We start from the raw sequence: 21,773 nt of genomic DNA, 5'->3' as shown, positions 1-21,773 counted from the left end.
GGAGGAATGCGACAGGTGTTCGAACCCGCCGGCGCCGGCGCCTCTGCGGAGCCCCGGCGCCCGACGACGTCCGTCCGCGGCCTCGTCGACCCCGCGGCCGCGCGGCGCGGCTTCGAGCTCGTGCGCGTCGAGCCCGCCCCCGACCTCGCGGACCTGGTGGAGCGGCACTGGGTCGTGCGGTGGGACCTGTCGCCCGGCACGGAGTTCACCCAGGTCCTCGTGCCCCACCCGGTGGCGAACGTCGTGGCCGAGGAGTCGGGGTACGTCGCGCACGGGATCCCGCCGGGGCTGTTCGAGCGCACCCTGACCGGGTCGGGCGCCGTCGTCGGCACCAAGCTCCGGCCGGGCGCCTTCCGGGTGCTGCTCGGCCACCCGGACGCCGTGCGTCCGGGCGTGCAGGTCCCGGCCGCGGCGCTCGGACCGACGGCGGAGCGCACCGGCGCCGCCGCTCTCGCCCTGGCGGTCACGGGCCGCGACGAGGAGGCCGCGCGGACGGTCGAGCCCCTGCTGCGCGCCCGGGCCGAGCGGGTCCGCACCGCACGCGCGACGCGTGACCTCGACCGGGTCGCGCAGGCGTTCGCGGCGCTCGTCGGCGGCGAGCTCGGGCCGGGGGCGGGCGTGGGGGACCTCGCGGACGTCGTCGGCACGTCCGCGCGCTCGCTGCAGCGGCTGTTCGCCGCGTCCGTCGGCGTGAGCCCCAAGTGGGTGCTCCAGCGGCACCGCGTGCACCTCGCCGCGGACCTCCTGGCGGCGGACCCGGGCCAGGACCTCGCGGCGCTCGCGACCGCCGTCGGCTACTACGACCAGGCCCACCTCGGGGCGGACTTCGCGCGCGCGACGGGCGTCACCCCGGGTGCGTACGCGCGCCGCTGCGCGGCGTCGCGCGCGGCCCTCGTGGGGGCGGCGGCGGGGACCGGCGCCGGGGTGACGGACGCCGCCACCGGGGCACCCGCCGGGCCGGCCCGGGGCGCATAGACTCGCCTCGTGGCAGGCCTGATTCGACGCGAGGACGTGGAAGCCGTCCGCGACCGCGCGCGGATCGACGAGATCGTCTCCGCGCACGTCACGCTCAAGACCGCAGGCGTCGGCTCGCTCAAGGGCCTGTGCCCGTTCCATGACGAGCGCTCGCCGTCGTTCCACGTGCGCCCCGGCGTCGGGCGCTGGCACTGCTTCGGCTGCGGCGAGGGCGGCGACGTCATCTCGTTCGTGCAGAAGATCGACGGTCTGACCTTCGTCGAGGCCGTCGAGTACCTCGCGGACCGCATCGGCATCCAGCTCCGCTATGAGGACTCCGGCGGCCCGCAGCGCCCCCGCGAGGAGCCCGGCCGTCGCCAGCGGCTGCTCGAGGCGCACCGTGTCGCCGCCCAGTACTTCTCCGAGCAGCTCTTCGCCCCGGGCGCCCAGGCCGCGCGCGCGTTCCTCGCCGAGCGCAGCTTCGAGCGGGCCGACGCCGAGCACTTCGGCGTCGGGTACGCGCCGACCGGCTGGGACAACCTCCAGCGCCACCTCCAGGGCCGCGGCTTCACGCAGGCGGAGCTGGTCGCCTCCGGCCTCATGAGCCAGGGGCAGCGCGGCATCTACGACCGGTTCCGCGGCCGGCTCATGTGGCCGATCCGCGACGTGACGGGCGAGATCATCGGGTTCGGCGCGCGCCGCCTCTACGACGAGGACCAGGGCCCCAAGTACCTCAACACGCCCGAGACCACGCTCTACAAGAAGTCGCACGTGCTCTACGGCATCGACCTCGCCAAGCGCGAGATCGCGAAGCAGAAGCGCGTCGTCGTCGTCGAGGGGTACACGGACGTCATGGCCGCGCACCTGTCCGGCGTGACGACCGCCGTCGCGACGTGCGGCACCGCGTTCGGCTCGGACCACGCGCGCATCGTGCGGCGCCTCCTCGGCGACACGACCGCGGGCGGCGGCATGCAGCTCGCGTCGGGCGCGTCCGTCGGGGGAGAGGTCGTCTTCACGTTCGACGGCGACGCCGCGGGCCAGAAGGCCGCCGTGCGGGCGTTCGGCGAGGACCAACGCTTCTACGCCCAGACGTTCGTGGCCGTCGAGCCCAGCGGCATGGACCCCTGCGAGCTGCGCATGGCGCGCGGGCCGGACGCGGTGCGTGCGCTCGTCGACGGCCGCCAGCCGCTCTTCGAGTTCGTCATCCGCACGACGCTCGCCTCGTTCGACCTCGACACGGCCGAGGGGCGCGTCGGCGCCCTGCGCGCGGCCGCTCCCGTCGTCGCCGGCATCCGCGACACCGCGCTGCGGCCCGAGTACGCGCGCATGCTCGCCGGCTGGATCGGCACCGACGCGGAGCGCGTCCGGCGCGAGGTCGCCGCGGCCGCCAAGCGTGGCAGCGCGCCCGGGCCCGTGCGGACCTCCCGGCCCGACGACGCCCGCCCCGGTGCCGAGGCCCGGCCGCCCGAGCCCGAGGTCCCCGCGCTGCCCCCGCCCGACCCGCGCGACCCCGTCGCGCGCCGGGAGCGTCTCGCGCTCGCCGCCGTCCTCCAGTACCCCCAGCACGTGCCGCCGATGTTCGACGACCTCGGCGAGGACGCGTTCGCCGTCCCCGCGTGGCGCGCCGTCCACGCCGCGATCCGCGCCGCGGGCGGCGTGCGCGAGGGCAGTTCGCTCGGCGCCGGGCACTGGGTCGAGGCGGTCGTCGAGCAGGCAGCCGAGCCCGTGCGCGGCCTCGTGACCGAGCTCGCCGTCGCGCCCCTGCCCGAGGACCGGGAGAACGTCGTCGGCGGCTACGTCGCAGGCGTCGTGCGCGGCCTCGTCGACCTGGGCCTCACGCGCCGCGTCGCCGACGCGAAGAGCCGGCTCCAACGGCTCGACCCGTCGGTCGACCTCGCCGCGTACCAGGAGGCGTTCGCCGCCCTCCTCGCCGTCGAGGCCGAGCGCCGCACGCTGCGCGAGGGCGAGATCGCCTGACCCCGGCGGCCTCGGTCGGTCCGGGGCGTCCTGCGCCGACGGAGGTGTGTCCGCAGACGACCGGCCCGCGCGAGCGGCACGGACGAGTCCACGGGCGCTCGGAGAGGTCGGACGCTCACGCGCTGGTCGGAGGTCCGTCCCGGGGACGCAAAAAGCTCGGCCCCGGATCGCTGTACGATCCGGGGCCGAACCTGAGGGCTCCCGCGGTAGGACTTGAACCTACGACCGTCCGATTAACAGTCGGATGCTCTGCCAGCTGAGCTACGCGGGATCGACCATGGCCGTCGGGGTTTGCACCGCAGCGACCGGGGAAAACTCTAGCAGGCTCAGAGGGGTAGTCCGGACGCCGACCGGACCCGACCCTCGGCCGCGTCGACCCGTGCCTCGACCTCCGGGTCCGTCAGGTCCAGCCCGGGGTCGGCGACGACCTGCGAGAAGAGCTCGCCGTCTGCGTCCCGCCGCACGGCGACGCGCGCGGTGAGCCCTGCGGCGAACGTCACGGTCTCCGAGAGCACGACCGACGACTGCACGCGCTCGCGCAGCGTCTGCGCGAGCGACGTACGGCGCGGGTCGGCGAGGCGCAGGGCCAGGGGAGGAGCGCCGTCGACCCACGAGACGGTGATCGTCGCGCTCTCCGGGTCGTACCCCGCCCGGTCGACGTCCGACCAGAGGTGCCGGACGACGGTCGTCCCGCTGGCGTCGCTCGTGAGGAGCCCGGCCCGCGTCGCGACGGCCCACGACCCGTCGGCGAGCTCCGCCGACGCGAGGACACGATCGGTGGCCGGGAGGTCGAGCGCACGACGGACAGGGTCGGGCAGCGCGGGACGGCGGAACCAGGACACGTCCCCACCGTAGCGGCTCTCCGACCGCCTGCCGCACGGGCGGTATGCTCGCCCGCGCGCCCCGTTAGCTCAGCCGGTCAGAGCAGGAGACTCATAATCTCTCGGTCGCGGGTTCAAGTCCTGCACGGGGCACCCTTCCGCGTCGCGCGTGCGGCGCGAGCGTCCGCGCGGTGTCATGGCCTCATGACGGTGCGGACCAAGCGCGTGTACGAGCCGGCCGCGGAGCAGGACGGGTTCCGCGTGCTCGTCGACCGCCTGTGGCCGCGCGGCGTGAGCAAGGAGGCGGCGCACGTCGACCTGTGGCTCCGGGACGTCGCGCCGTCGACGGACCTGCGGCGCTGGTTCCACCACGAGGAGCGGTTGTTCGACGAGTTCGCCGAGCGGTACCGCGCCGAGCTCGACGCCCAGGGCGACGCGGTCGCGGAGCTGCAGGACGTCGTCGGGCAGCACCCCGTGGTGACGCTGGTGTACGGGGCGAGGGACGAGCAGCACAACCAGGCGGTGGTGCTGCGCGACTACCTCGCGGCGAGCGCCTCGTCCTGAGCGCCCCGGGACGCGGCGGCCCGGGTCGGGCGGTCGAGGTCGCGTCGCAGGTCGCGGTCGAGGGCGTGGCGCAGCCGGGGCCCGAGCGGCCGTTCGACGGCGCGGTGGATCACCCAGGCGAGGGCGAGGCACACCGCGACTGCCACCGCGAGGGTCGCGGCGCGCGAGAGGTACGGGTGCACGGACTCGATGACCCATCGCCCCCAGGACGAGTGCACGAGGTAGAGCGGGTACGTGAGGGCGCCGAGAGCGGTGAGCCAGCCCCAGGAGACGCGAGCGAGCGGGGTGAGATTCGCGACGGCGACGAGCGCGAAGCACACGACGATCGCGACCCACCACGCGGTGGGGGAGACGACGACGTCGGTGCTGTTCTCGATGCGGCCGGACTGGATCTGCCCGGAGAGCGCCGCCCCGAGGAGCACGTTCAGCGCGAGCGCGAGCCAGAGGACGGGGGAGCGGCGCTCGCGGGTCAGCAGATAGAGCACCATGCCGCCCGCGAAGAGCGGGGCGTCGGGGGCGACGAGCACCGTCGCGGCCAGCTCGGAGCCGGTCTGGGTCGCGATCGCGCCGGCGACGGGCCACAGCACGACGAACGCGAGGACCCGCGCCCGGGTGAGGCCGACGGCGACGAGCACGCCGACGAGGACGTAGAACCGCAGCTCGGACCAGAGCGTCCAGTAGACGGCCTCGAGGTCGGGGATCCCGAACGCGCGCTGGACCATGGTGAGGTTGGCCGCCGCCTGCGGCAGGTCGACGTCGCGCCGGCCGGGGACGACGAGCACCAGCAGGACCGTGAGCAGCACCGAGGCCCAGTACGCGGGGAAGAGCCGCCCGGCGCGCGACGCGACGAAGCCGCGCACGTCGCGGCCCCACGCCGTCATGAGGATGACGAAGCCGCTGACGACGAAGAAGAGCTGGACCCCGAAGGACCCGTAGGCGGTGACCGCCTGGGCGCCGGGGAGCGAGGCGCTCGTGCGCGCGCCCCACGCGTGGTGGTTGACGGCGACGAAGTGGTAGACGAGCACCGCAGCTGCTGCCGCGAACCGGAGTCCGTCGAGCACGGCGAGGCGAGGGTTCTGCGGGGGCATCCGCGGCACGTTACCGAATCGTGACCAACGCCGCCTGGCAACGCCGTCCGGCGTGCGCGGAGTGCGCAGTTCTGGCACCGTGTGCGGGCCGGAGAACCCGGCGACGCGGTGGGGGCGGCGTCCCGACGACCGAGGAGGTCCTGTGGCACCGAGCTTGAGCTCGACCGGCAAGGCGGCATCACGCGGCGCACGCGGCAGCAAGACCCTGGAGCTCCTGGCCCGCGGGGGCTACGCGGTGAGCGGCCTGCTCCACCTCGTCGTCGGCGTCCTCGCCGTGCAGGTGGCGACGGGCTCGGCCTCGAGCGAGCAGGCCGACCAGACCGGTGCGCTCACGGCCATCGCGCAGACGCCGGGCGGCACCGCGCTGCTGTGGTTCGCCGTCGTGGCGTTCGCGGCGCTCGCCCTGTGGCAGGTCACCGTCGCGCTGAGCGGCGCGGCCGAGACGTCCGACCGGCTCAAGGCCGCGGGCAAGGCCGTCCTCTACCTGGCGCTCGGGGTGATCGCCCTCCAGGTCGTGACCGGGTCCGCCGGCGGCTCCGGCCAGGAGGAGAGCATGACCGCGACCCTCATGGAGAAGCCCGGCGGCGTGCTGCTGGTCGGCGCGGTCGGGGTGGGCATCGTCGCCGGTGGGGTCTACCACGTCGTCAAGGGGTGGCGGAAGAAGTTCCTCGAGGACCTCCAGGGCGGGACCAGCGGGCACCTGGGCCGCGCCGTGGTGACGCTCGGGCGGGTGGGGTATATCGCCAAGGGCGTCGCGCTCGGCGTGCTGGGCGTGCTGTTCGTCGTGGCCGCCGTCCAGCACGACCCGCAGCAGGCGGGCGGCCTCGACAGCGCGTTCGCCACGCTCGCGGCGCAGCCGTTCGGGGTCGCGCTCCTCCTCGCCGTCGGGCTGGGCTTCGCGGCCTACGGGCTCTACTCGTTCGCGCGGGCGCGGTACGCGCGGATGTGACGTGCGCCCTGGTGCGGGGCTGGGCACGACGGCCGGACGCCGTCGTGCGCATGGAAGAATGGTGACCATGGCGATGAGAGAGATCCGGACCATCCCGGACCCCGTGCTCCGCACCCCCTGCGACGAGATCACCACCATCGACGACCGGGTGCGCTCTCTCGTCGCCGACCTCGTCGAGACGGTCGACCACGAGGGGCGCGCGGGGCTTGCCGCCAACCAGATCGGCGTCAACCTCCGGGCGTTCTCGTGGAACATCGACGACGAGATCGGGTACGTGCTCAACCCGCGCATCGTCGAGCTGTCCGACGACTACCAGGACGGCGACGAGGGCTGCCTCTCCGTCCCCGACCTCTGGTACCCGACGCGCCGCGCCTGGTACGCGCGCGTGGTCGGCACCGACCTCGACGGCAACGAGGTCGTGGTCGAGGGGACCGAGCTCATGGCCCGGTGCCTCCAGCACGAGTGCGACCACCTCGACGGCATGCTCTACCTGGACCGGCTCGACCGCTCCGTGCGCAAGAAGGCGATGCGCGAGCTGCGCGAGCACCTCTGACACGGGTGTGCCCGGTCGGTCCCGGGCACGCCCGCCCGATCTCTCGCGCGCACGCGGGATGTCGTGCAAGATGAGCACGAGACACGCCGCGACATCGGTGCGAGCGCTGTGGACCCGCCCTGGGTGAGGACGTTGGGGAAGACGAAACCTCGACCTAGGGAGGCAGACATGGCCGGTGCCATCACCCGCGGTGTTCTTTACGTGCACTCAGCACCGCGTGCTCTGTGCCCGCACATGGAGTGGGCCGCGGGCAACGTCCTCGGCGTGCGCGTGTCGCTCGACTGGACCGAGCAGCCCGCCGCGCGCGGCCTCTACCGGGCCGAGTACTCGTGGCAGGGGCCGCAGGGGACGGGCGCCAGGCTGGCCTCCGCGCTGCGCGGATGGTCCCACCTGCGGTACGAGGTGACCGAGGAGCCCAGCCACGGGGTCGACGGCGGTCGCTGGTCCCACACGCCCGACCTCGGCATCTTCTACGCCCAGACGGACGTGCACGGGAACATCGTCGTGCCCGAGGACCGGATCCGGGCCGCGCTCGAGCAGGTGAGCGAGCCCTGGGCGATGCGCGACGCCCTCCACCTCGCGCTCGGCAAGGCCTGGGACGACGAGCTCGAGCCGTTCCGCTACGCCGGAGCGGGCGCTCCGGTGCGCTGGCTGCACCGCGTCGGCTGACGCCCCCGCACGCCGCACTGCAGAGACTGTCCACGCACGCTCGTCCGTAGGGACGACGAAGGGCGCCTCCCCGAGGTCGGGGAGGCGCCCTTCGCGTCGTCGTGGTGTGTGGTCAGACGCTGGCCACGGCGAGGGCGACGTTGTGGCCCCCGAAGCCGAACGAGTTGTTGATCGCGACGACGTCGCCGCTCGGCAGCGGTGCGGGCGTGTCGCGCACGAGCGGCACCTGGAGCTCCGGGTCGGGGTTCGCGACGTTGATCGTCGGGGGAGCGAGGCGCTCCGCGACGGCCTTGATCGTGAAGATCGACTCGAGCGCGCCGGCACCGCCGAGGAGGTGTCCGGTCATCGACTTGGTGGCCGAGAGCAGCACGTGGTCGGCGTCGTCGCCCAGGAGCGAGCGGATGGAGCGGGTCTCGGTGAGGTCGCCGACCTTGGTCGAGGTCGCGTGCGCGTTGACGTGCACGACGTCCCGCCCGGTGACACCGGCCTCCTCGAGCGCACGGCGCATCGCCGCGACCTGGCCCCGACCCTCCGGGTCGGGAGAGGTGATGTGGTAGGCGTCGGAGGACAGCCCGACGCCGGCGAGCCGCGCGTAGACGCGGGCACCGCGGGCCGCGGCGTGCTCGGCGCTCTCGAGGACGACGACGCCCGAGCCCTCGCCGATGACGAAGCCGTCGCGGTCGACGTCGTACGGGCGCGACGCGCCCTGGGGGTCGTCGTTGCGCAGCGAGAGCGTGCGCGAGGCGGCGAAGGCCGCCATCGGCATGGGGTGGATCGTGGCCTCGGTGCCGCCGGCGACGACGACGTCCGCGCGGCCCGCGCGGATCATGTCGACGCCGTAGCCGATCGCCTCGGCGCCGGACGCACACGCGGAGACGAGAGCGTGGGCGCCCGCCCGGGCGCCGAGCTCGAGCGAGACGTACGCGGTGGGGGAGTTCGGCATGAGCATGGGCACGGTCATGGGCAGCATGCGGCGCGCGCCGCGCTCCCGCAGCGTGTCCCAGCCGTCGAGCGTGGTCCAGATGCCGCCGATGCCGGACGACACGACCGTGCCGAGCCGGTCGCCGTCGACCGCGGGGCTGCCCGCGTCCGCCCACGCCTCGCGCGCGGCGATGATCGCGTACTGCGTGGAGGGGTCCATGCGCTTGATCTCGGGGCGCGCGAGGACCTCGGCCGGGTCGACCTTGATCGTCGCGGCGAACGTCACCGGGATCTCGTAGCGCTCCGCCCAGTCGTTCTCGAGCGTGCGCGCGCCGGACTCGCCGGCCAGTGCCGCGGCCCAGGTGGAGGGCACGTCGCCGCCGAGCGGCGTGGTGGCGCCGAGGCCGGTGACGACGACTTCAGTAGCGGCAGACATGGTGCTCCTCGGGGGTTGCGGCGGGGGCGGGAGGACGGGCGGGCCGGCGTGGGTGACGCCGGCCCGCCCGCAGGCCTGCGAGGCAGGCGGGGCGTGCTCAGGCCTGGGCGCCCGTGATGAAGGACACGGCGTCGCCGACCGTCGTGAGGTTCTTGACCTCGTCGTCCGGGATGCGGACCCCGAACTTGTCCTCGGCGTGGGTGACGATCGTCATCATCGACAGCGAGTCGATGTCGAGGTCGTCGGTGAAGGACTTCTCGAGCGCGACGGCGTCGGTCGGCAGACCCGTCTCCTCGGCGACGATCTCCGCGAGGCCGGCGAGGACTTCCTGCTCGGTGTAGGCCATGGTTTCTCCTTGTCGTGGGGCCGGCGGCGACCGGTCCCGGTGGCGGTGCCCGGTGGGTGTGCCGGGCGGTACTTCGTCAGACGGTGCGCGCGACGGACGGGTCCGCCGACGGCGTGGGTCCTCCCCGCGGGGAGGGCGGCCGTCCGTCCAGGGTGATTCTCCCCTACGGCAGCACGACCACCTGCGCCGCGTAGACGAGCCCGGCGCCGAACCCGATCTGGAGGGCGAGGTCGCCGGAGCGGACCTGCCCCTCGTCGAGCAGGCGCCGGGTCGCGAGGGGGATCGAGGCGGCCGACGTGTTGCCGGTCTCCGCGATGTCCCGGGCGACCGCGACGGACGCGGGGAGCTCGAGCTGCTTGATCATCTGGTCGATGATCCGCATGTTCGCCTGGTGCGGCACGAACGCGCCGATGTCGGCCGGGGCGACCCCGGCCTCGGCCATCGCCTTGGCGGCGACGGGGGCCATCTGGAACGCGGCCCACTTGAACACGCTCTGACCGTCCTGGCGCAGCGTGGGCCACCCGAGCGAGGGGTCCTCGCGCAGGTCCGACCATGCGTGCGTCTGGCGGATCGCCTGCGCCTTGCCGCCGTCGGAGCCCCACACCGTCGGGCCGATACCCGGGGTGTCGGACGGCCCGACGATCGCGGCGCCGGCGCCGTCGCCCAGGAGGAACGAGATCGAGCGGTCGGTCGGGTCGATGAAGTCGCTCATCTTCTCCGCGCCGACCACGAGCACGTGCGTCGCGATGCCGGCGCGCACGAGGGCGTCGGCCTGCGCGATGGCGTAGGCGTAGCCCGCGCACGCGGCGGAGACGTCGAACGCGGCGGCGGGCGTCGCGCCGAGGCGCTCGGCGAGCACCGCCGCGGCGGCGGGGGTCTGGTGGAAGTACGTGACCGTGGAGACGATCACCGCGTCGACGTCGGCGCCCTGGAGGCCCGCCCGGGCGAGGGCGTCGCGCGCCGCGGCCTCGGACAGGTCCAGGACGTCGACGTCGGCGCCGGCACGACGCCGCGTGACGATCCCGGTGCGCTGCCGGATCCACTCGTCGGAGGAGTCGATGGGCCCGGCGATGTCGTCGTTCGTGACGACGTTCTCGCCGCGCACCCCGCCGATCGCGAGGATGCGCGAGTGCGCCGGGCCCGTGGCCTGGCGCAGGGTCGTGCCGCTCACGCGTCGACGCCCGAGGCCGCGCCGGCCGCCGCCGAGTGCCGGGCGACGAGGTCGCGCGCGGCCTCGACGTCGTCGGGCGACTTCACGGCCACGGCCTCGACGCCCTTCAGCGAGCGGCGGGCGAGACCCGTGAGGACGCCTCCGGGCGCGAGCTCGAGCAGCGCGGTGACGCCGAGCTCCGCGAGGGTCTCCTGGCACAGGTCCCAGCGCACGGGCGCCGCGATCTGCGCGGTGAGGCGGCGGACGACGTCCCGCGCCTTGCCGTACGTGCTGCCCTCGATGTCGATGGTCCCGTAGGACTCGCCGTCGGCGTTGGACAGGAGCGGCAGGCGCGGGTCGGCGACGTCCCACGACGCGGCGACCGGCTCGAACTCCTCGAGCGCCGGCTGCATGAAGGGCGTGTGGAAGGCACCCGCGACCTGGAGCGGGATGACGCGCGCCTTCGCGGGCGGGTTCTCCGCGAGGGCGGCGAGGTGGTCGAGGGCGCCGGCGGCGACGACCTGCCCGCCGCCGTTGACGTTCGCGGGCCACAGGTGGGCCGCCTCGATCGCGGCGAGGACCTCCTCCGGGTCGCCCCCGACGACGGCGCTCATGCCGGTGGGGGTCGCGGCGGCGGCCGCGGCCATGGCGCGCGCGCGGTGCGCGACGAGCCCGACGGCGCCGGTGTCCGTCAGCGCCCCCGCGACGGCCGCGGCGGCGAGCTCGCCGACCGAGTGCCCGGCGGTCACGTCGACGACGTCGGCGGTGTCGCGCCCGTCGAGGATCACGCGGAGCGCGACGAGCGACGACGCGACGATGAGCGGCTGCGCGACGGCCGTGTCACGGATCGTGTCGGCGTCCGACTCCGTCCCGTGCGCGCGCAGGTCGAGGCCCGCGGCCTCGCCGAACGCGGAGACCTGGTCGGCGACGCCGGGCAGCTCGAGCCAGGGGGCGAGCATTCCGGGGGACTGGGAGCCCTGTCCAGGGCACAAGACGGCGAGCACCCGTCAACTGTGCCAACGCGAGGGCCGTGCGCCACGTCACGACGCGCACCAACCTTGCGGAGGGTGGTTGTGCTGAACCTACAAGGCGCCGCGGGCGGGGAGCCCGCGGGACGTCGGGCGCGCCCGGCTCCTCAGCGGACCGTCGAGAGCTGCCCGAGCGCGAGCGCGACCTGCAGCACGAACGACTCGCGGGCGTCGAGCGGGTCCCACCCGGTGATCTCCGAGACCTTGCGCAGGCGGTAGCGCACGGTGTTGGGGTGGACGTACAGGGACCGGGCCGCCGCCTCGAGCGACCGGCCCGTGCCGAGGTAGGCGGACAGCGTCTCGAGCACCGAGCCCGTCGCCTCGGCGAGCGGCCGGTACGCCTGGGCGACGAGCGTGCGTCGCGCCGTGGTGTCGCCGGTGAGGACGCGCTCCGGGAGCAGGTCGTCGGCGAGCACCGGGCGCGGGGCCTGCGGCCAGGCGGGCGCGGCCCGCAGCCCCGCGAGCGCGGCCTGCGCCGAGCGCGCGGCCTCCTCCAGCCCGGGGACCGTCGGCCCGATGACGACCGGGCCGGGGCCGAAGCGGGGCAGGAGCGACGCCGCGGCGGCCTGGAGGTCGCCCTCGCCGCCGAGCACGAGGACGAGCCGGTCGCCGTGGATGCCCACGAGCGCGTCGCCCGCCGCGCGGCGCGTCGCGCGGCGCAGCTCCGCCGTCCGGACCTCGTCGAGCGTCGCGGCGATCGTGCCCGCCATGACGAGGGTCGAGCCGTGGCCGCCCCAGCCGAGCGCCGAGACGCGCGACCGCAGGGAGTCGTCGCCGTCGCCGCGGATGAGCGCGTCCACGACGAGGGCCTCCAGGCGCGCGTCCCACGCGCCGCGTACCTCCGCGGCGCGCGCGTAGACCTCCGCCGCGGAGAACGCCACCTCCCGGGAGTAGCGCAGCACGGCCTCGCGCAGGTCGCGCTCGCCGCCCGGCGCCGCGAGCTGGTCCGAGTACGCCTCGACGACCTCGACGACGATGCGGACGAGCTGGAGAGTGTTCTGGAGCGAGATCGAGCGCGTGAGCTCGGGCGGGGCCGCGGCGAAGATGTCGCTCACGCCGTGCGGCGGGGCCTGCGGGTCCGCGTACCACGTGACGAACGCCGTGATACCGGACTGCGCGACGAGACCCACGTAGGAGCGGTCCTCGGCCGGGAGCTCGCGGTACCAGCGGATCTCGTCGTCGAGCCGGCGCAGCGCGGCGGACATGAGCAGGCCGCTGCCGTCGCGCAGGCGCTGGAGGTTGTCCGCGTTGCCGGCCGGGCCGGTCGGGGCCGGCGCGGTCGCCGGGGTCCTGGGGGTGGCCGTCACGCGCCGAGCATACGGCCGGGGTTGTGGACAGTCCACAAAGCGCGTGCCACGGTGGGCCCCGGGTCGCCGGGGGACCGGGTCGCTGGGTGAGCACCCGGACGACCCGCTAGGGTCGGGGAATGGCACTCATGCCCCGACTTCGACAGCTCATGCGTCGGCCGACGTCCGCGTCGACCGTCGGCACGCGCCGCCCACGGTCCGGGGAGAAGCGTGGCGACACGGTCCACGAGGACGCGCTGCGGGCGATGCTCGTCGACGACCCGAACGACGAGAGGGCTTTCCGCGCGCTCGCGGAGCTGGTCCGCCGTCGCGCCGCGGAGGGACCGACCACGGACGACCCGCTCGCCGCCCCGGCGGACGAGACGGAGAAGCAGCGTGCCGCCGACCTCGCGGTCTGGGCGCTCGCCGAGGAGCTCGCCGGGCATCCCCGCGGGTGGTACCCGCTCGTGGAGCTCGGCCGTCTCTCCCTCGACGACGACCCGGAGGCGGCCCTGCGCCGTTTCGCGACGGCCGCGGAGCGCGACCCCTCGGGGCACGCGCTCGCGCAGTCGATGGAGGTCCTGCGCACAGCGGGCCTGCCGGTCGAGGCGCTGGGCCTCGGCGTCGGCCACTGGCGCGCCCGCGAGCACGAGGCCGAGGTCGGGCGCCAGCTCGTCCTCGCCGCCATCGAGGCCGACCGTCCCCTCGACGCCCGCCACCACCTCGAGTCGCTCGTCGAGTACGGCGACCCCCGGGGCGTCGCTCCGCTGCGCGCGGACCTCGAGCGCGCCGTCGCGCAGGCCGAGCAGCATCGCGCCGGGACCTGACCCACGGCGTCCGGCACCTTCCGGAGACGACGACGGCCGGCCACCCCGCGGGGTGACCGGCCGTCGTCGTCTCAGGCGGTGGCCGTCAGGCCTCGCCGCCCGCGTTGCCGGACGTGCCGGCGGTGACGTCCATCAGGCGGTACTTCTCGATCGCGCGGGCCGACGCGTCCGCGGGGACCTTGCCCTGCTTGGCGAGCGCCTGGAGCGTGCGCACGACGACGGACGGGCCGTCGATCTTGAAGTGCCGGCGGGCCGCCGCGCGCGTGTCCGAGAACCCGAAGCCGTCGGCGCCGAGCACCTCGTAGTCGCCCGGGACCCACTTGCGGATCTGGTCGGGGACCAGGTGGTCGTAGTCGCTCGTCGCGACGAACGGCCCCTCGGCGCCGGAGAGCTTCTCCGTGACGAACGGGACGCGCGCCGGGGCGGCCGGGTCGAGGAACGCGGCCTGGTCGGCGGCGAGCGCGTCGCGCCGCAGCTCGTTCCAGCTCGTCACGCTCCACACGTCCGCCGCGACGCCCCAGTCCTCCCGCAGGAGCTGCTGCGCCTCGAGCGCCCACGGCACGCCGACGCCCGACGCGAGGATCTGGGCGCGCGGCCCGTCGCCCTCGCCCACGGAGATGCGGTGGATGCCCTTGAGGATGCCCTCGACGTCCACGTCCTCCGGCTCGGCCGGCTGGACCATCGGCTCGTTGTACACCGTGAGGTAGTACATGACGTTCTGGTCGCGGCCGTCCGCGCCCACGCCGTGCTCGCCGGGACCGAACATGCGCTCGATGCCGTCGCGCACGATGTGCCGGATCTCGTAGCCGAACGCCGGGTCGTACTGGACGATCGCGGTGTTCGTGCCCGCGAGGAGCGGCGAGTGGCCGTCGGCGTGCTGCAGGCCCTCGCCCGTGAGCGTGGTGCGGCCCGCGGTCGCGCCGATGATGAAGCCGCGCGTGAGCTGGTCGCCCGCCGCCCAGAACTGGTCGCCGGTGCGCTGGAAGCCGAACATCGAGTAGAAGATGTAGAACGGCACCATGATCTCGCCCTGCGTGGCGTAGGACGTGCCGACCGACTGGAAGGCGGCCGCGGAGCCCGCCTCGTTGATGCCGGTGTGCATGATCTGCCCGGCCTCGGACTCCTTGTAGCTCAGCATGAGCTCACGGTCCACGGCGAGGTAGTGCTGGCCCTGGGTGTTGAAGATCTTCGCCGACGGGAAGATCGAGTCCAGGCCGAACGTGCGGGCCTCGTCGGGAATGATCGGCACGACGCGCTTGCCGAACTCCTTGTCCTTGATGAGGTCCTTGAGCAGCCGGACGAACGCCATCGTCGTGGCGATCTCCTGCTGGCCCGAGCCCTTCTTGAGGATCTCGTAGGACTTGTCGCCGGGCAGGGTGATCGGCTTCGGCGACGAGCGGCGCTCGGGCACGAACCCGCCGAGCTGCTGGCGACGGTTCAGCAGGTACTGGATCTCCGGCGCGTCGGGGCCCGGGTGGTAGTACGGGGGCTCGTACGGGTTGGCGTCGAGCTCCTCGTCCGTGATCGGGATCCGCAGGGAGTCGCGCAGTGCCTTGAGGTCGGCCAGGCCGACCTTCTTCATCTGGTGCGTCGCGTTGCGGCCCGCGAACGACGGCCCGAGCGCGTAGCCCTTGACCGTGTGCGCGAGGATCACGGTCGGCTGGCCCGTGTGGGCGCGCGCCGCCGCATAGGCCGCGTAGATCTTGCGGTAGTCGTGGCCGCCGCGCTTGAGGTTCCAGATGTCGTCGTCGGTCATGTTCTCGACGAGCGCCTTCGTGCGCGGGTCGCGGCCGAAGAAGTGCTCGCGGATGAACGCGCCGGACTCCGCACGGTACGTCTGGTAGTCGCCGTCGGGCGTGACGTTCATGAGGTTGACCAGGGCGCGGTCCTTGTCCGCGTTGAGCAGGACGTCCCACTCGCGGCCCCAGATGACCTTGATGACGTTCCAGCCCGCACCGCGGAACTGCGCCTCGAGCTCCTGGATGATCTTGCCGTTGCCGCGCACCGGGCCGTCGAGGCGCTGCAGGTTGCAGTTCACGACGAAGGTCAGGTTGTCGAGCTGCTGCTGCGCCGCGAGCTGGAGCATGCCGCGCGACTCGGGCTCGTCCATCTCGCCGTCGCCGAGGAACGCCCACACGTCCTGCTGCTCCGTGTCACGGATGCCGCGGTTGTGCAGGTACTTGTCCGTCCACGCCTGGTAGATCGCGCTCGCCGGGCCGAGACCCATGGAGACGGTCGGGTACTCCCAGAAGTCGGGCATGAGCCGCGGGTGCGGGTACGACGGCAGGCCGCCGCCCGGGTGCGACTTCTCCTGGCGGAACCCGTCGAGCTGGTCCGCGGAGAGCCGGCCCTCGAGGAAGGCGCGCGCGTACACGCCGGGGGAGGCGTGGCCCTGGAAGTAGACCTGGTCGCCGCCGCCCGGGTGGTCCTTGCCGCGGAAGAAGTGGTTCAGGCCCACCTCGTACAGCGTCGCCACCGACGCGTAGGAGGAGATGTGGCCGCCGACGCCGATGCCGGGCCGCTGCGCCCGCGTCACCATGACGGCGGCGTTCCAGCGGATCCACGAGCGGTAGCGGCGCTCCAGCGCCTCGTCGCCGGGGAAGTAGGGCTCCTCGTGCACACCGATGGTGTTCACGTAGGGGGTGGTCAGGGAGGTCGGGACGGCGACGTTGCGCTCCCGGGCCCTCTTGAGCAGGTTCAGCAGGACGTAGCGGGCGCGCGGGCCCCCGCGGTCGTCGATCAGGCCGTCGAGGGCCTCGACCCACTCGCCGGTCTCGGCGGGGTCGAAGTCCGGAACCTGGCTGAGCAGACCGTTGATCAGCGGTCCGGTCTCGTCGTACGAAGCCACCAGCAACCTCATATCTCGTCGGATGCCGGGCGCTCGGCCGCGCGGTACACGGCCGACACCCGTCTCGGGCCCACTCCGGGCACGCGGCCGCGGCCGCTGGTGGCGACCGCGCCTCTTCACGAGACCAGGGTGGTCTACCCATTGTGTTCACAACGCGCGCGTAAGTCACACCATCGGGTGGTCAAGAGGGCGTGATTTCGGCGACACGGGCCGGACGGCGTGCGCGCCGCCGTCGTGCGGCCGCCCGGCGGTGCACGACCACGGCCGACGACCCGCGGGACGGCCGTCCGTGGGCGGTGCCTTGCCAAGCACCGCACCCTGCGGTGGGCTACCTTTGCCAGACACGGCAGGTCGTCGTGCGCGCGGGCGCCCGCCCGGGCGCGCGCGACGGCCCACCGCACGGACAGGACGAGGAAAGGAACGACACGACAGTGACCGACACCGTAGGGCCCAGCGGGGCGGACCGACTGGGGTTCGCGCCCGGCAACGTGGTCCAGGAGTTCGGCTGGGCGGACGACGTCGACGACGACCTGCGCGGGGAGCTCGAGGAGCTCGTCGGCGGCGAGCTCGTCGACGAGGACTACGACGACGTCACGGACGGCGTGGTCGTGTGGTTCCGCCAGGACGACGGCGACCTCACCGACCTGCTCGTGGACGTCCAGACCGTGCTCGACGACGGCGGCCTCATCTGGGTGCTCACCCCGAAGCCCGGTCGGCCGGGCCACGTGGGTCACAACGACATCCAGGAGGCCGCGAACACGGCCGGGCTGCACGCGACGAGCACGTTCGCCATCGCGCCCGACTGGTCCGCGACGAAGCTCGGGACCCGTGGCCGCGGTCGCTGACGACGCCGCGGCGACCGGGCGCACCGCGCCGCCCGGTCCGGGCGACCCGGCGCCCGACTTCACGCTCCCGGACACCCACGGCACGCCCGTCCACCTCGCGGACCTGCGGGGTGGACCGGTGCTCCTCGTGTTCTACCCCTTCGCGTTCTCGGGGATCTGCACGGGCGAGCTGTGCGAGCTGCGCGACAACCTCGAGGAGTTCGAGGCGGCCGGCGTCACGCTGCTCGGTATCTCGTGCGACTCGGTGTTCGCGCAGAAGGCGTGGACCGCGCAGGAGGGCTTCGAGTTCGACCTGCTCTCCGACTTCTGGCCGCACGGGGACGTCGCGCGGGCCTACGGCGTTCTCGACGAGGACAACGGCCTCGCGCTGCGCGGGTCGTTCCTGCTCGACGCCGACGGGATCGTGCGGTGGTCGGTCGTGAACCCGCGCGGGCAGCGTCGTGACCTCGACGGTTACCGACGGGCGCTGGAACAGCTCTGAGCCCTGGGAGCCGGGCGGTCGTGGCAGGTGGCGGGGTGCCGACCCGGTAGGCTGTGCTCCGCCGTTCCAGGGCCTGTAGCTCAGCTGGTTAGAGCGCCACGCTTACACCGTGGATGTCGGGGGTTCGAGTCCCTCCGGGCCCACCCACCACTCCCTTCCCGCCGGTCCCGGTCGTGCCGTGCTGCGACGTGGCGCCCGTCGCCCGTGCGAGCGCAGCGCGCCGTGTCGGCGGCCGCCCCTAGCATCGGGCCCACCAGCAGCGACGACGTGACGGTGAGGTAGAGGGTGCTCGAGAAGGTCAAGGGTCTGTTCCGGCGTGACGAGGGGCAGACGGGAGGCGACCGCCCGAGCGCTCGGCTCGTCGATGCCCTGAAGGTGCTCGCGGTCGCGTCGCCGGAGCTCGCGGAGCGTGCGGTCGCGTACGTGCACCGGGGCGAGGGTCCGGAGGTGCTGCTCGAGCTGGAGGCGCTGCGGGGCGGCGACGTCGAGGCGCTCCTCGGTCGTCCCGGCCAGTCCGGGGTCTACTCGTGGACGACCCCTGCCCAGGACGACCGGTTGAAGGCCGCCGTGCCGGGGTGGACGTCGGCGAAGGCGGTCACGGCGCGCTCCAACCTCTACACGCTCTCGGACTCCGTCACCGTCCCGGAGCTCGTGCGCCTCGGCCGCGTCCTCAGCGCGGTCTCGTCCGAGGTGGACCGCGAGCGGGCGTCGGACCCGCGCTGGCTCACCACGCTCGTCAACGACATGTCGCGGCGCGCGAACGAACGCCGGCACGGCCAGAAGGGCAAGGGCGCGCCCGACCGCTGGACGCCGGACCTGCTCGTGGCCCTCGCGGTGGAGGGCGGCGTGCCGGAGGCGGACGCGCCGGCGGTGGTGCTGCGCGAGCTGTTCGAGCGGCCGGCGTCGGCCGGCTGGGCGTCGCGGCACCTGGGCCCGGCGCTGCTCGGCGACCCGGCGCGGGAGTTCGTCGTCGCGCACCTGGACATCGCGACGCGGGTGCTGCCGGGGGTGAGCGCCGCGGGGCGTGGTGAGCTCGTGGCGCTCGTCGCGGCGGACCCGGCGGCGACCGAGACGTTCGCCCCGCTGCTCGCCGTGCTCGCCGCGGACACGAGCAAGGCGGTGCGCGAGGCGGCGGTCGCCGCGCTCGTCCCGCTCCCCCCGGCGCGGCAGCGCGAGCTCCTCGCCCCTCTGCTCACGTCGCTCCCGGCCTCGCGCCTCGGCGCCGTGGTGACGCGGCTCGCCCAGGTCGACGGCGGTCTGGCCGCCCTGGAGGAGGCGGCCGAGCGGTCGACGGGCGCCCGGGCGACGCTGCTGCGCGACACCGTCGAGCGAGCGCGTGTGCTCGAGGCCGCGCAGGAGGACGAGCCCGAGCTCGACGTGCCGCCCTTCGAGCCGCTGCCGGAGACGGTGCTCGGCGACGAGTTCGTGCGCGCCGCGCGGGCCGCGATCGACACCGCCCTCGAGCGCGCCCGCGCCGACCAGGCGGCGCACGCAGGGAAGAAGGACGACGACGGGTGGCCGCGGTGGCGCCGTCTGACCGTCGAGCAGGACCTCAAGGAACTGCCGGGCATCACCGACGACGACCTCCGGGTCTTCGCGGCGTTCCTGTCCGGGACGAGCACCCGGCGCCCCGGCGGCGTCGTCATGCGCCGGCTGTCCGCGCCGGGCGTCTTCTCGCGCCTCCCCGGCATCACGCTCCTGCACCGGCTGCGGCTGCAGGGGAACGAGGGACGCGGGCGCAGCGAGCGGTTCGGCTGGTACCGGCTCCACGAGGGCGACCTGCTCGACGTCGACCTGCGCGTCCTCGACGAGGCGCTGCAGCGCGTCGGACGCGACGACGCCGGGGCGCTGGTCGACGAGCTGTACTTCTCGACCTGGTGGGCGACCGACACAGTGACGCCCGAGCACGCGTGGCCGTACTACGCAGGGCACCTCGACCGGCTCGCCGCTGCGCTCGACGACCGCGAGCGCACGTACGGCAGCGCCAAGCCGGCCCGGGCGCTCGCGGTGCTCGCCCAGCTGCCGCAGGTCCCGCGCCGGTTCCTGCCGCGCCTGACCGAGCTCGCACTGGGTGAGGGCCGCACCTATCGTGCGACGGCCCAGGCGGCCCTGAGCACGCACCCCGGGGTGCGCGGGCTGGCCGAGCAGGGCCTGGGCAGCGGCCGGTCCGAGGTGCGCCGCAGCGCGGCGGAGTGGCTCGCCCGGCTCGGCGACGTCGACGCGGTGCCTGCGCTGCGCGCCGCGCTGGACAAGGAGCGCAGCGAGGTCGTGCGCGCCGCGCTCCTCACGGCGCTCGAGGCGCTGGGCGAGGACATCTCGGCCGACCTCGCGCCCGAGGCGCTGCTCGCGGAGGCGACCAAGGGCCTGCGCGCGAAGAAGCCGGTCAGCATGGCGTGGTTCGACCTCGACGCGCTGCCCGCGGCCCGCTGGGCGGCGGACGGCTCGCCGGTGGACCCGACGGTCCTGCGCTGGTGGGTCGTGCTCGCGGTCAAGCTCAAGGACCCGAGCGGTGCCGGGCTGCTGGAGCGGTACCTGTCGCTGCTGCAGGAAGAGGACCGCGCACGGCTCGGCAGCCACGTGCTCGCGGCGTGGGTCGCGCAGGACACGCGCAACCCCTCGCCGCAGGAGAGCGACGCGTATGCGACGGCCGGTGCCCAGCTGCGGTACGACCAGTACCAGGCGTGGGCCAAGCGCTCGCCCGAGCACTACTCGGTCGAGGCGTCCAAGTCGCTCGAGGACCACCACCGCGACCTGTACCGCGAGCACCAGGCCACGTACGTCGGCTCGGCGGTCAAGGACAAGGGTCTGCTCGCGCTGACCGTCGCGATGCCGGGCGCCGAGCTCGCCGCGACGTTCCAGCGCTACGCGAAGGCGCACGTCGGGCGTCGCTCGCAGACCGAGGCGCTCGTGCACGCGCTCGCGGCGAACGGGCAGCCGGCTGCGATCCAGGAGCTCCTCGCCGTCTCGCGGCGGTTCCGCCAGGCGACGGTCCAGGAGACCGCGCAGCGGCTCGCGGGCGAGCTCGCGGAGCGGCGCGGCTGGACGGCGGACCAGCTCGCCGACCGCACCGTCCAGACCGCGGGGTTCGAGGACGACGGGCTGCTCCACCTCGACCTCGGCTCCCGGGAGTACGTCGGGCGCATCACCCCCGCCTTCACGCTCGAGCTCACGAGCGACGCCGGGAAGGTGGTCAAGGCACTCCCGGCGCCCCGGGCGCAGGACGACCCCGAGCTCGTCGCGGCCGCCAAGAAGCAGCTCACCGCGAGTCGCAAGGAGCTCAAGGCCGTCGTCGCCCTGCAGACCCAGCGGCTCTACGAGGCGATGTGCGTGGGCCGCACGTGGACGGCGTCGGAGTGGCAGGAGTACCTCCTCGGGCACCCCGTGATGTCGCGGCTCGTCGAGCGGCTCGTCTGGGTCGAGAACCCCGGGACGGAGGGTGCCCGCCCGTTCCGGCCCGACGGCGGCGCGCTCGTCGACGCCGACGACGAGGACGTGGAGCTCGGGGCAGAGTCCACGGTCGGGCTCGCGCACGCCGTCCTGCTCGGCCCGGAGGCGACGGCGGCCTGGACGGCGCACCTGGCGGACTACGAGGTCGCCCCGCTCTTCGCGCAGCTCGACGTCACGACGCCCGACGTCCCCGCGGGTGCGACCGCGATCGACGACCACAAGGGCTGGTTCTCCGACAGCTTCTCGATCCGCGGGCGCGCCACGAAGCGGGGCTACTCCCGCTCGCAGGCCGAGGACGCCGGGTGGTTCAGCGCGTACACCAAGGCGTTCACGAGCGCGGGGATCGTCGTGCAGATCGAGTTCACGGGGTCGTTCGTCCCGGAGGAGAACATCCCGGCCGCGGTGACGGCGCTGACGTTCGAGCGGACGGGCCGCGGCTCCGGACGGGGGACCGCGCGGATCGCGGACCTGCCGCCCGTTCTCGTCGCGGAGGCGTACCGCGACTACGTGGCGGTGGCCGAGGCGGGGTCGTTCGACCCTGGCTGGGAGCGGAAGAGCCAGTGGTGACCCGGCGGACGCTCCC

The 21,773-nt window shown here is 74.2% G+C and carries 18 protein-coding genes and 3 tRNA genes; 12 read left to right on the top strand and 9 right to left on the bottom strand.

All coding sequences use genetic code 11. The features are described 5' to 3' along the window. Positions 1-15 precede the first annotated feature (15 nt). Positions 16-975, top strand: a complete 960-nt coding sequence (locus BXA05_RS13685) for an AraC family transcriptional regulator (protein WP_076405518.1) — start codon at positions 16-18, stop codon at positions 973-975. A 9-nt stretch (positions 976-984) separates the two neighbouring features. After that, complete coding sequence (dnaG, locus tag BXA05_RS13680; RefSeq protein WP_076405516.1) at positions 985-2,931, top strand: DNA primase; 1,947 nt, start codon at positions 985-987, stop codon at positions 2,929-2,931. A gap of 198 nt (positions 2,932-3,129) precedes the next feature. Here the strand turns inward: dnaG and BXA05_RS13675 are convergent. Together BXA05_RS13675 and BXA05_RS13670 are read right to left on the bottom strand one after the other, a co-directional pair. Beyond that, a tRNA-Asn gene (locus BXA05_RS13675) sits at positions 3,130-3,202 on the bottom strand. A 55-nt stretch (positions 3,203-3,257) separates the two neighbouring features. Then, a complete protein-coding gene (locus BXA05_RS13670; RefSeq protein WP_076405514.1) occupies positions 3,258-3,773 on the bottom strand; it encodes a hypothetical protein in 516 nt (171 codons plus the stop codon). A 58-nt stretch (positions 3,774-3,831) separates the two neighbouring features. On the opposite strand from BXA05_RS13670, the gene BXA05_RS13665 reads away from it, so the two are divergent. Together BXA05_RS13665 and BXA05_RS13660 are read left to right on the top strand one after the other, a co-directional pair. Beyond that, a tRNA-Ile gene (locus BXA05_RS13665) sits at positions 3,832-3,905 on the top strand. A gap of 51 nt (positions 3,906-3,956) precedes the next feature. Further along, positions 3,957-4,316 carry a DUF488 domain-containing protein gene (locus BXA05_RS13660; RefSeq protein WP_170963181.1) on the top strand — a complete coding sequence of 120 codons (360 nt, stop codon included), beginning with the start codon at positions 3,957-3,959 and terminating at the stop codon, positions 4,314-4,316. Here BXA05_RS13660 and BXA05_RS13655 read toward each other — a convergent pair. Next, entirely contained in the window at positions 4,289-5,404 is a 1,116-nt protein-coding gene (locus BXA05_RS13655) for an acyltransferase family protein (protein ID WP_076405513.1), read from the bottom strand. The two genes, BXA05_RS13660 and BXA05_RS13655, sit on opposite strands and share 28 nt — an antisense overlap. 142 nt (positions 5,405-5,546) lie before the next feature. On the opposite strand from BXA05_RS13655, the gene BXA05_RS13650 reads away from it, so the two are divergent. From BXA05_RS13650 to BXA05_RS13640, 3 genes are all read left to right on the top strand, one after another. Continuing rightward, on the top strand, positions 5,547-6,353 hold the full coding sequence (locus tag BXA05_RS13650) for a DUF1206 domain-containing protein (RefSeq protein WP_244550469.1): 807 nt from the start codon (positions 5,547-5,549) through the stop codon (positions 6,351-6,353). 67 nt (positions 6,354-6,420) lie between these two features. After that, complete coding sequence (gene def / locus BXA05_RS13645) at positions 6,421-6,906, top strand: peptide deformylase (protein WP_021481144.1); 486 nt, start codon at positions 6,421-6,423, stop codon at positions 6,904-6,906. 168 nt (positions 6,907-7,074) lie between these two features. After that, positions 7,075-7,575 carry a DUF3145 domain-containing protein gene (locus BXA05_RS13640; protein WP_021481145.1) on the top strand — a complete coding sequence of 167 codons (501 nt, stop codon included), beginning with the start codon at positions 7,075-7,077 and terminating at the stop codon, positions 7,573-7,575. A gap of 112 nt (positions 7,576-7,687) precedes the next feature. Here the strand turns inward: BXA05_RS13640 and BXA05_RS13635 are convergent, their stop codons facing one another. The 5 genes from BXA05_RS13635 to BXA05_RS13615 all read right to left on the bottom strand — a co-directional run bounded on the left by BXA05_RS13635 (position 7,688) and on the right by BXA05_RS13615 (position 12,763). Then, a complete protein-coding gene (locus tag BXA05_RS13635) occupies positions 7,688-8,932 on the bottom strand; it encodes a beta-ketoacyl-[acyl-carrier-protein] synthase family protein (RefSeq protein WP_076405511.1) in 1,245 nt (414 codons plus the stop codon). Positions 8,933-9,029: 97 nt separating this feature from the next. After that, positions 9,030-9,278 carry an acyl carrier protein gene (locus BXA05_RS13630; RefSeq protein ID WP_021482065.1) on the bottom strand — a complete coding sequence of 83 codons (249 nt, stop codon included), beginning with the start codon at positions 9,276-9,278 and terminating at the stop codon, positions 9,030-9,032. A 163-nt stretch (positions 9,279-9,441) separates the two neighbouring features. Further along, positions 9,442-10,449: a beta-ketoacyl-ACP synthase III gene (locus tag BXA05_RS13625; RefSeq protein ID WP_076405509.1), complete on the bottom strand. Its 1,008-nt coding sequence runs from the start codon at positions 10,447-10,449 to the stop codon at positions 9,442-9,444. Next, on the bottom strand, positions 10,446-11,432 hold the full coding sequence (locus tag BXA05_RS13620; RefSeq protein WP_076405507.1) for an ACP S-malonyltransferase: 987 nt from the start codon (positions 11,430-11,432) through the stop codon (positions 10,446-10,448). The genes BXA05_RS13625 and BXA05_RS13620 overlap by 4 nt, the downstream gene beginning before the upstream one ends. Positions 11,433-11,563: 131 nt before the next feature. Continuing rightward, a complete protein-coding gene (locus BXA05_RS13615; RefSeq protein ID WP_076405505.1) occupies positions 11,564-12,763 on the bottom strand; it encodes a PucR family transcriptional regulator in 1,200 nt (399 codons plus the stop codon). 119 nt (positions 12,764-12,882) lie between these two features. Between BXA05_RS13615 and BXA05_RS13610 the strand changes: the two genes are divergently transcribed. Further along, positions 12,883-13,569 carry a hypothetical protein gene (locus BXA05_RS13610; protein WP_034651756.1) on the top strand — a complete coding sequence of 229 codons (687 nt, stop codon included), beginning with the start codon at positions 12,883-12,885 and terminating at the stop codon, positions 13,567-13,569. Between the two features lie 85 nt (positions 13,570-13,654). Here BXA05_RS13610 and aceE read toward each other — a convergent pair whose 3' ends face one another. Beyond that, positions 13,655-16,417: a pyruvate dehydrogenase (acetyl-transferring), homodimeric type gene (gene aceE, locus BXA05_RS13605; protein ID WP_076405503.1), complete on the bottom strand. Its 2,763-nt coding sequence runs from the start codon at positions 16,415-16,417 to the stop codon at positions 13,655-13,657. Between the two features lie 431 nt (positions 16,418-16,848). Here aceE and BXA05_RS13600 point away from each other — a divergent pair, with 431 nt between their 5' ends. The 4 genes from BXA05_RS13600 (at position 16,849) to BXA05_RS13585 (ending at position 21,757) form a co-directional block, all read left to right on the top strand. Further along, positions 16,849-17,262 carry a DUF3052 domain-containing protein gene (locus tag BXA05_RS13600; protein ID WP_076405501.1) on the top strand — a complete coding sequence of 138 codons (414 nt, stop codon included), beginning with the start codon at positions 16,849-16,851 and terminating at the stop codon, positions 17,260-17,262. Then, positions 17,246-17,743, top strand: coding sequence for a peroxiredoxin (locus BXA05_RS13595; protein ID WP_076405499.1), 498 nt, complete (start codon positions 17,246-17,248; stop codon positions 17,741-17,743). The genes BXA05_RS13600 and BXA05_RS13595 overlap by 17 nt, the downstream gene beginning before the upstream one ends. 69 nt (positions 17,744-17,812) lie before the next feature. Further along, positions 17,813-17,886, top strand: a tRNA-Val gene (locus BXA05_RS13590). A 142-nt stretch (positions 17,887-18,028) separates the two neighbouring features. Continuing rightward, positions 18,029-21,757 (top strand): DUF4132 domain-containing protein, encoded by a 3,729-nt coding sequence (locus BXA05_RS13585; protein WP_076405497.1) that lies wholly within the window; start codon positions 18,029-18,031, stop codon positions 21,755-21,757. Positions 21,758-21,773: the final 16 nt, after the last annotated feature.

The organism is Cellulosimicrobium funkei (assembly GCF_900155925.1).
Lineage (GTDB): Bacteria > Actinomycetota > Actinomycetes > Actinomycetales > Cellulomonadaceae > Cellulosimicrobium > Cellulosimicrobium funkei.
Note: the sequence above shows the minus strand (reverse complement) of the source record. Positions and strands in the feature narration are given on the sequence as shown.

Bases quoted from the DNA above. Each gene is read 5' to 3' on its own strand.
- BXA05_RS13640 (WP_021481145.1), top strand. From the start codon at position 7,075: ATGGCCGGTGCCATCACCCGCGGTGTTCTTTACGTGCACTCAGCACCG.
- def (WP_021481144.1), top strand. From the start codon at position 6,421: ATGGCGATGAGAGAGATCCGGACCATCCCGGACCCCGTGCTCCGCACC.
- BXA05_RS13635 (WP_076405511.1), bottom strand. From the start codon at position 8,932: ATGTCTGCCGCTACTGAAGTCGTCGTCACCGGCCTCGGCGCCACCACG.
- BXA05_RS13660 (WP_170963181.1), top strand. From the start codon at position 3,957: ATGACGGTGCGGACCAAGCGCGTGTACGAGCCGGCCGCGGAGCAGGAC.
- BXA05_RS13655 (WP_076405513.1), bottom strand. From the start codon at position 5,404: ATGCCCCCGCAGAACCCTCGCCTCGCCGTGCTCGACGGACTCCGGTTC.
- BXA05_RS13630 (WP_021482065.1), bottom strand. From the start codon at position 9,278: ATGGCCTACACCGAGCAGGAAGTCCTCGCCGGCCTCGCGGAGATCGTC.
- BXA05_RS13610 (WP_034651756.1), top strand. From the start codon at position 12,883: ATGGCACTCATGCCCCGACTTCGACAGCTCATGCGTCGGCCGACGTCC.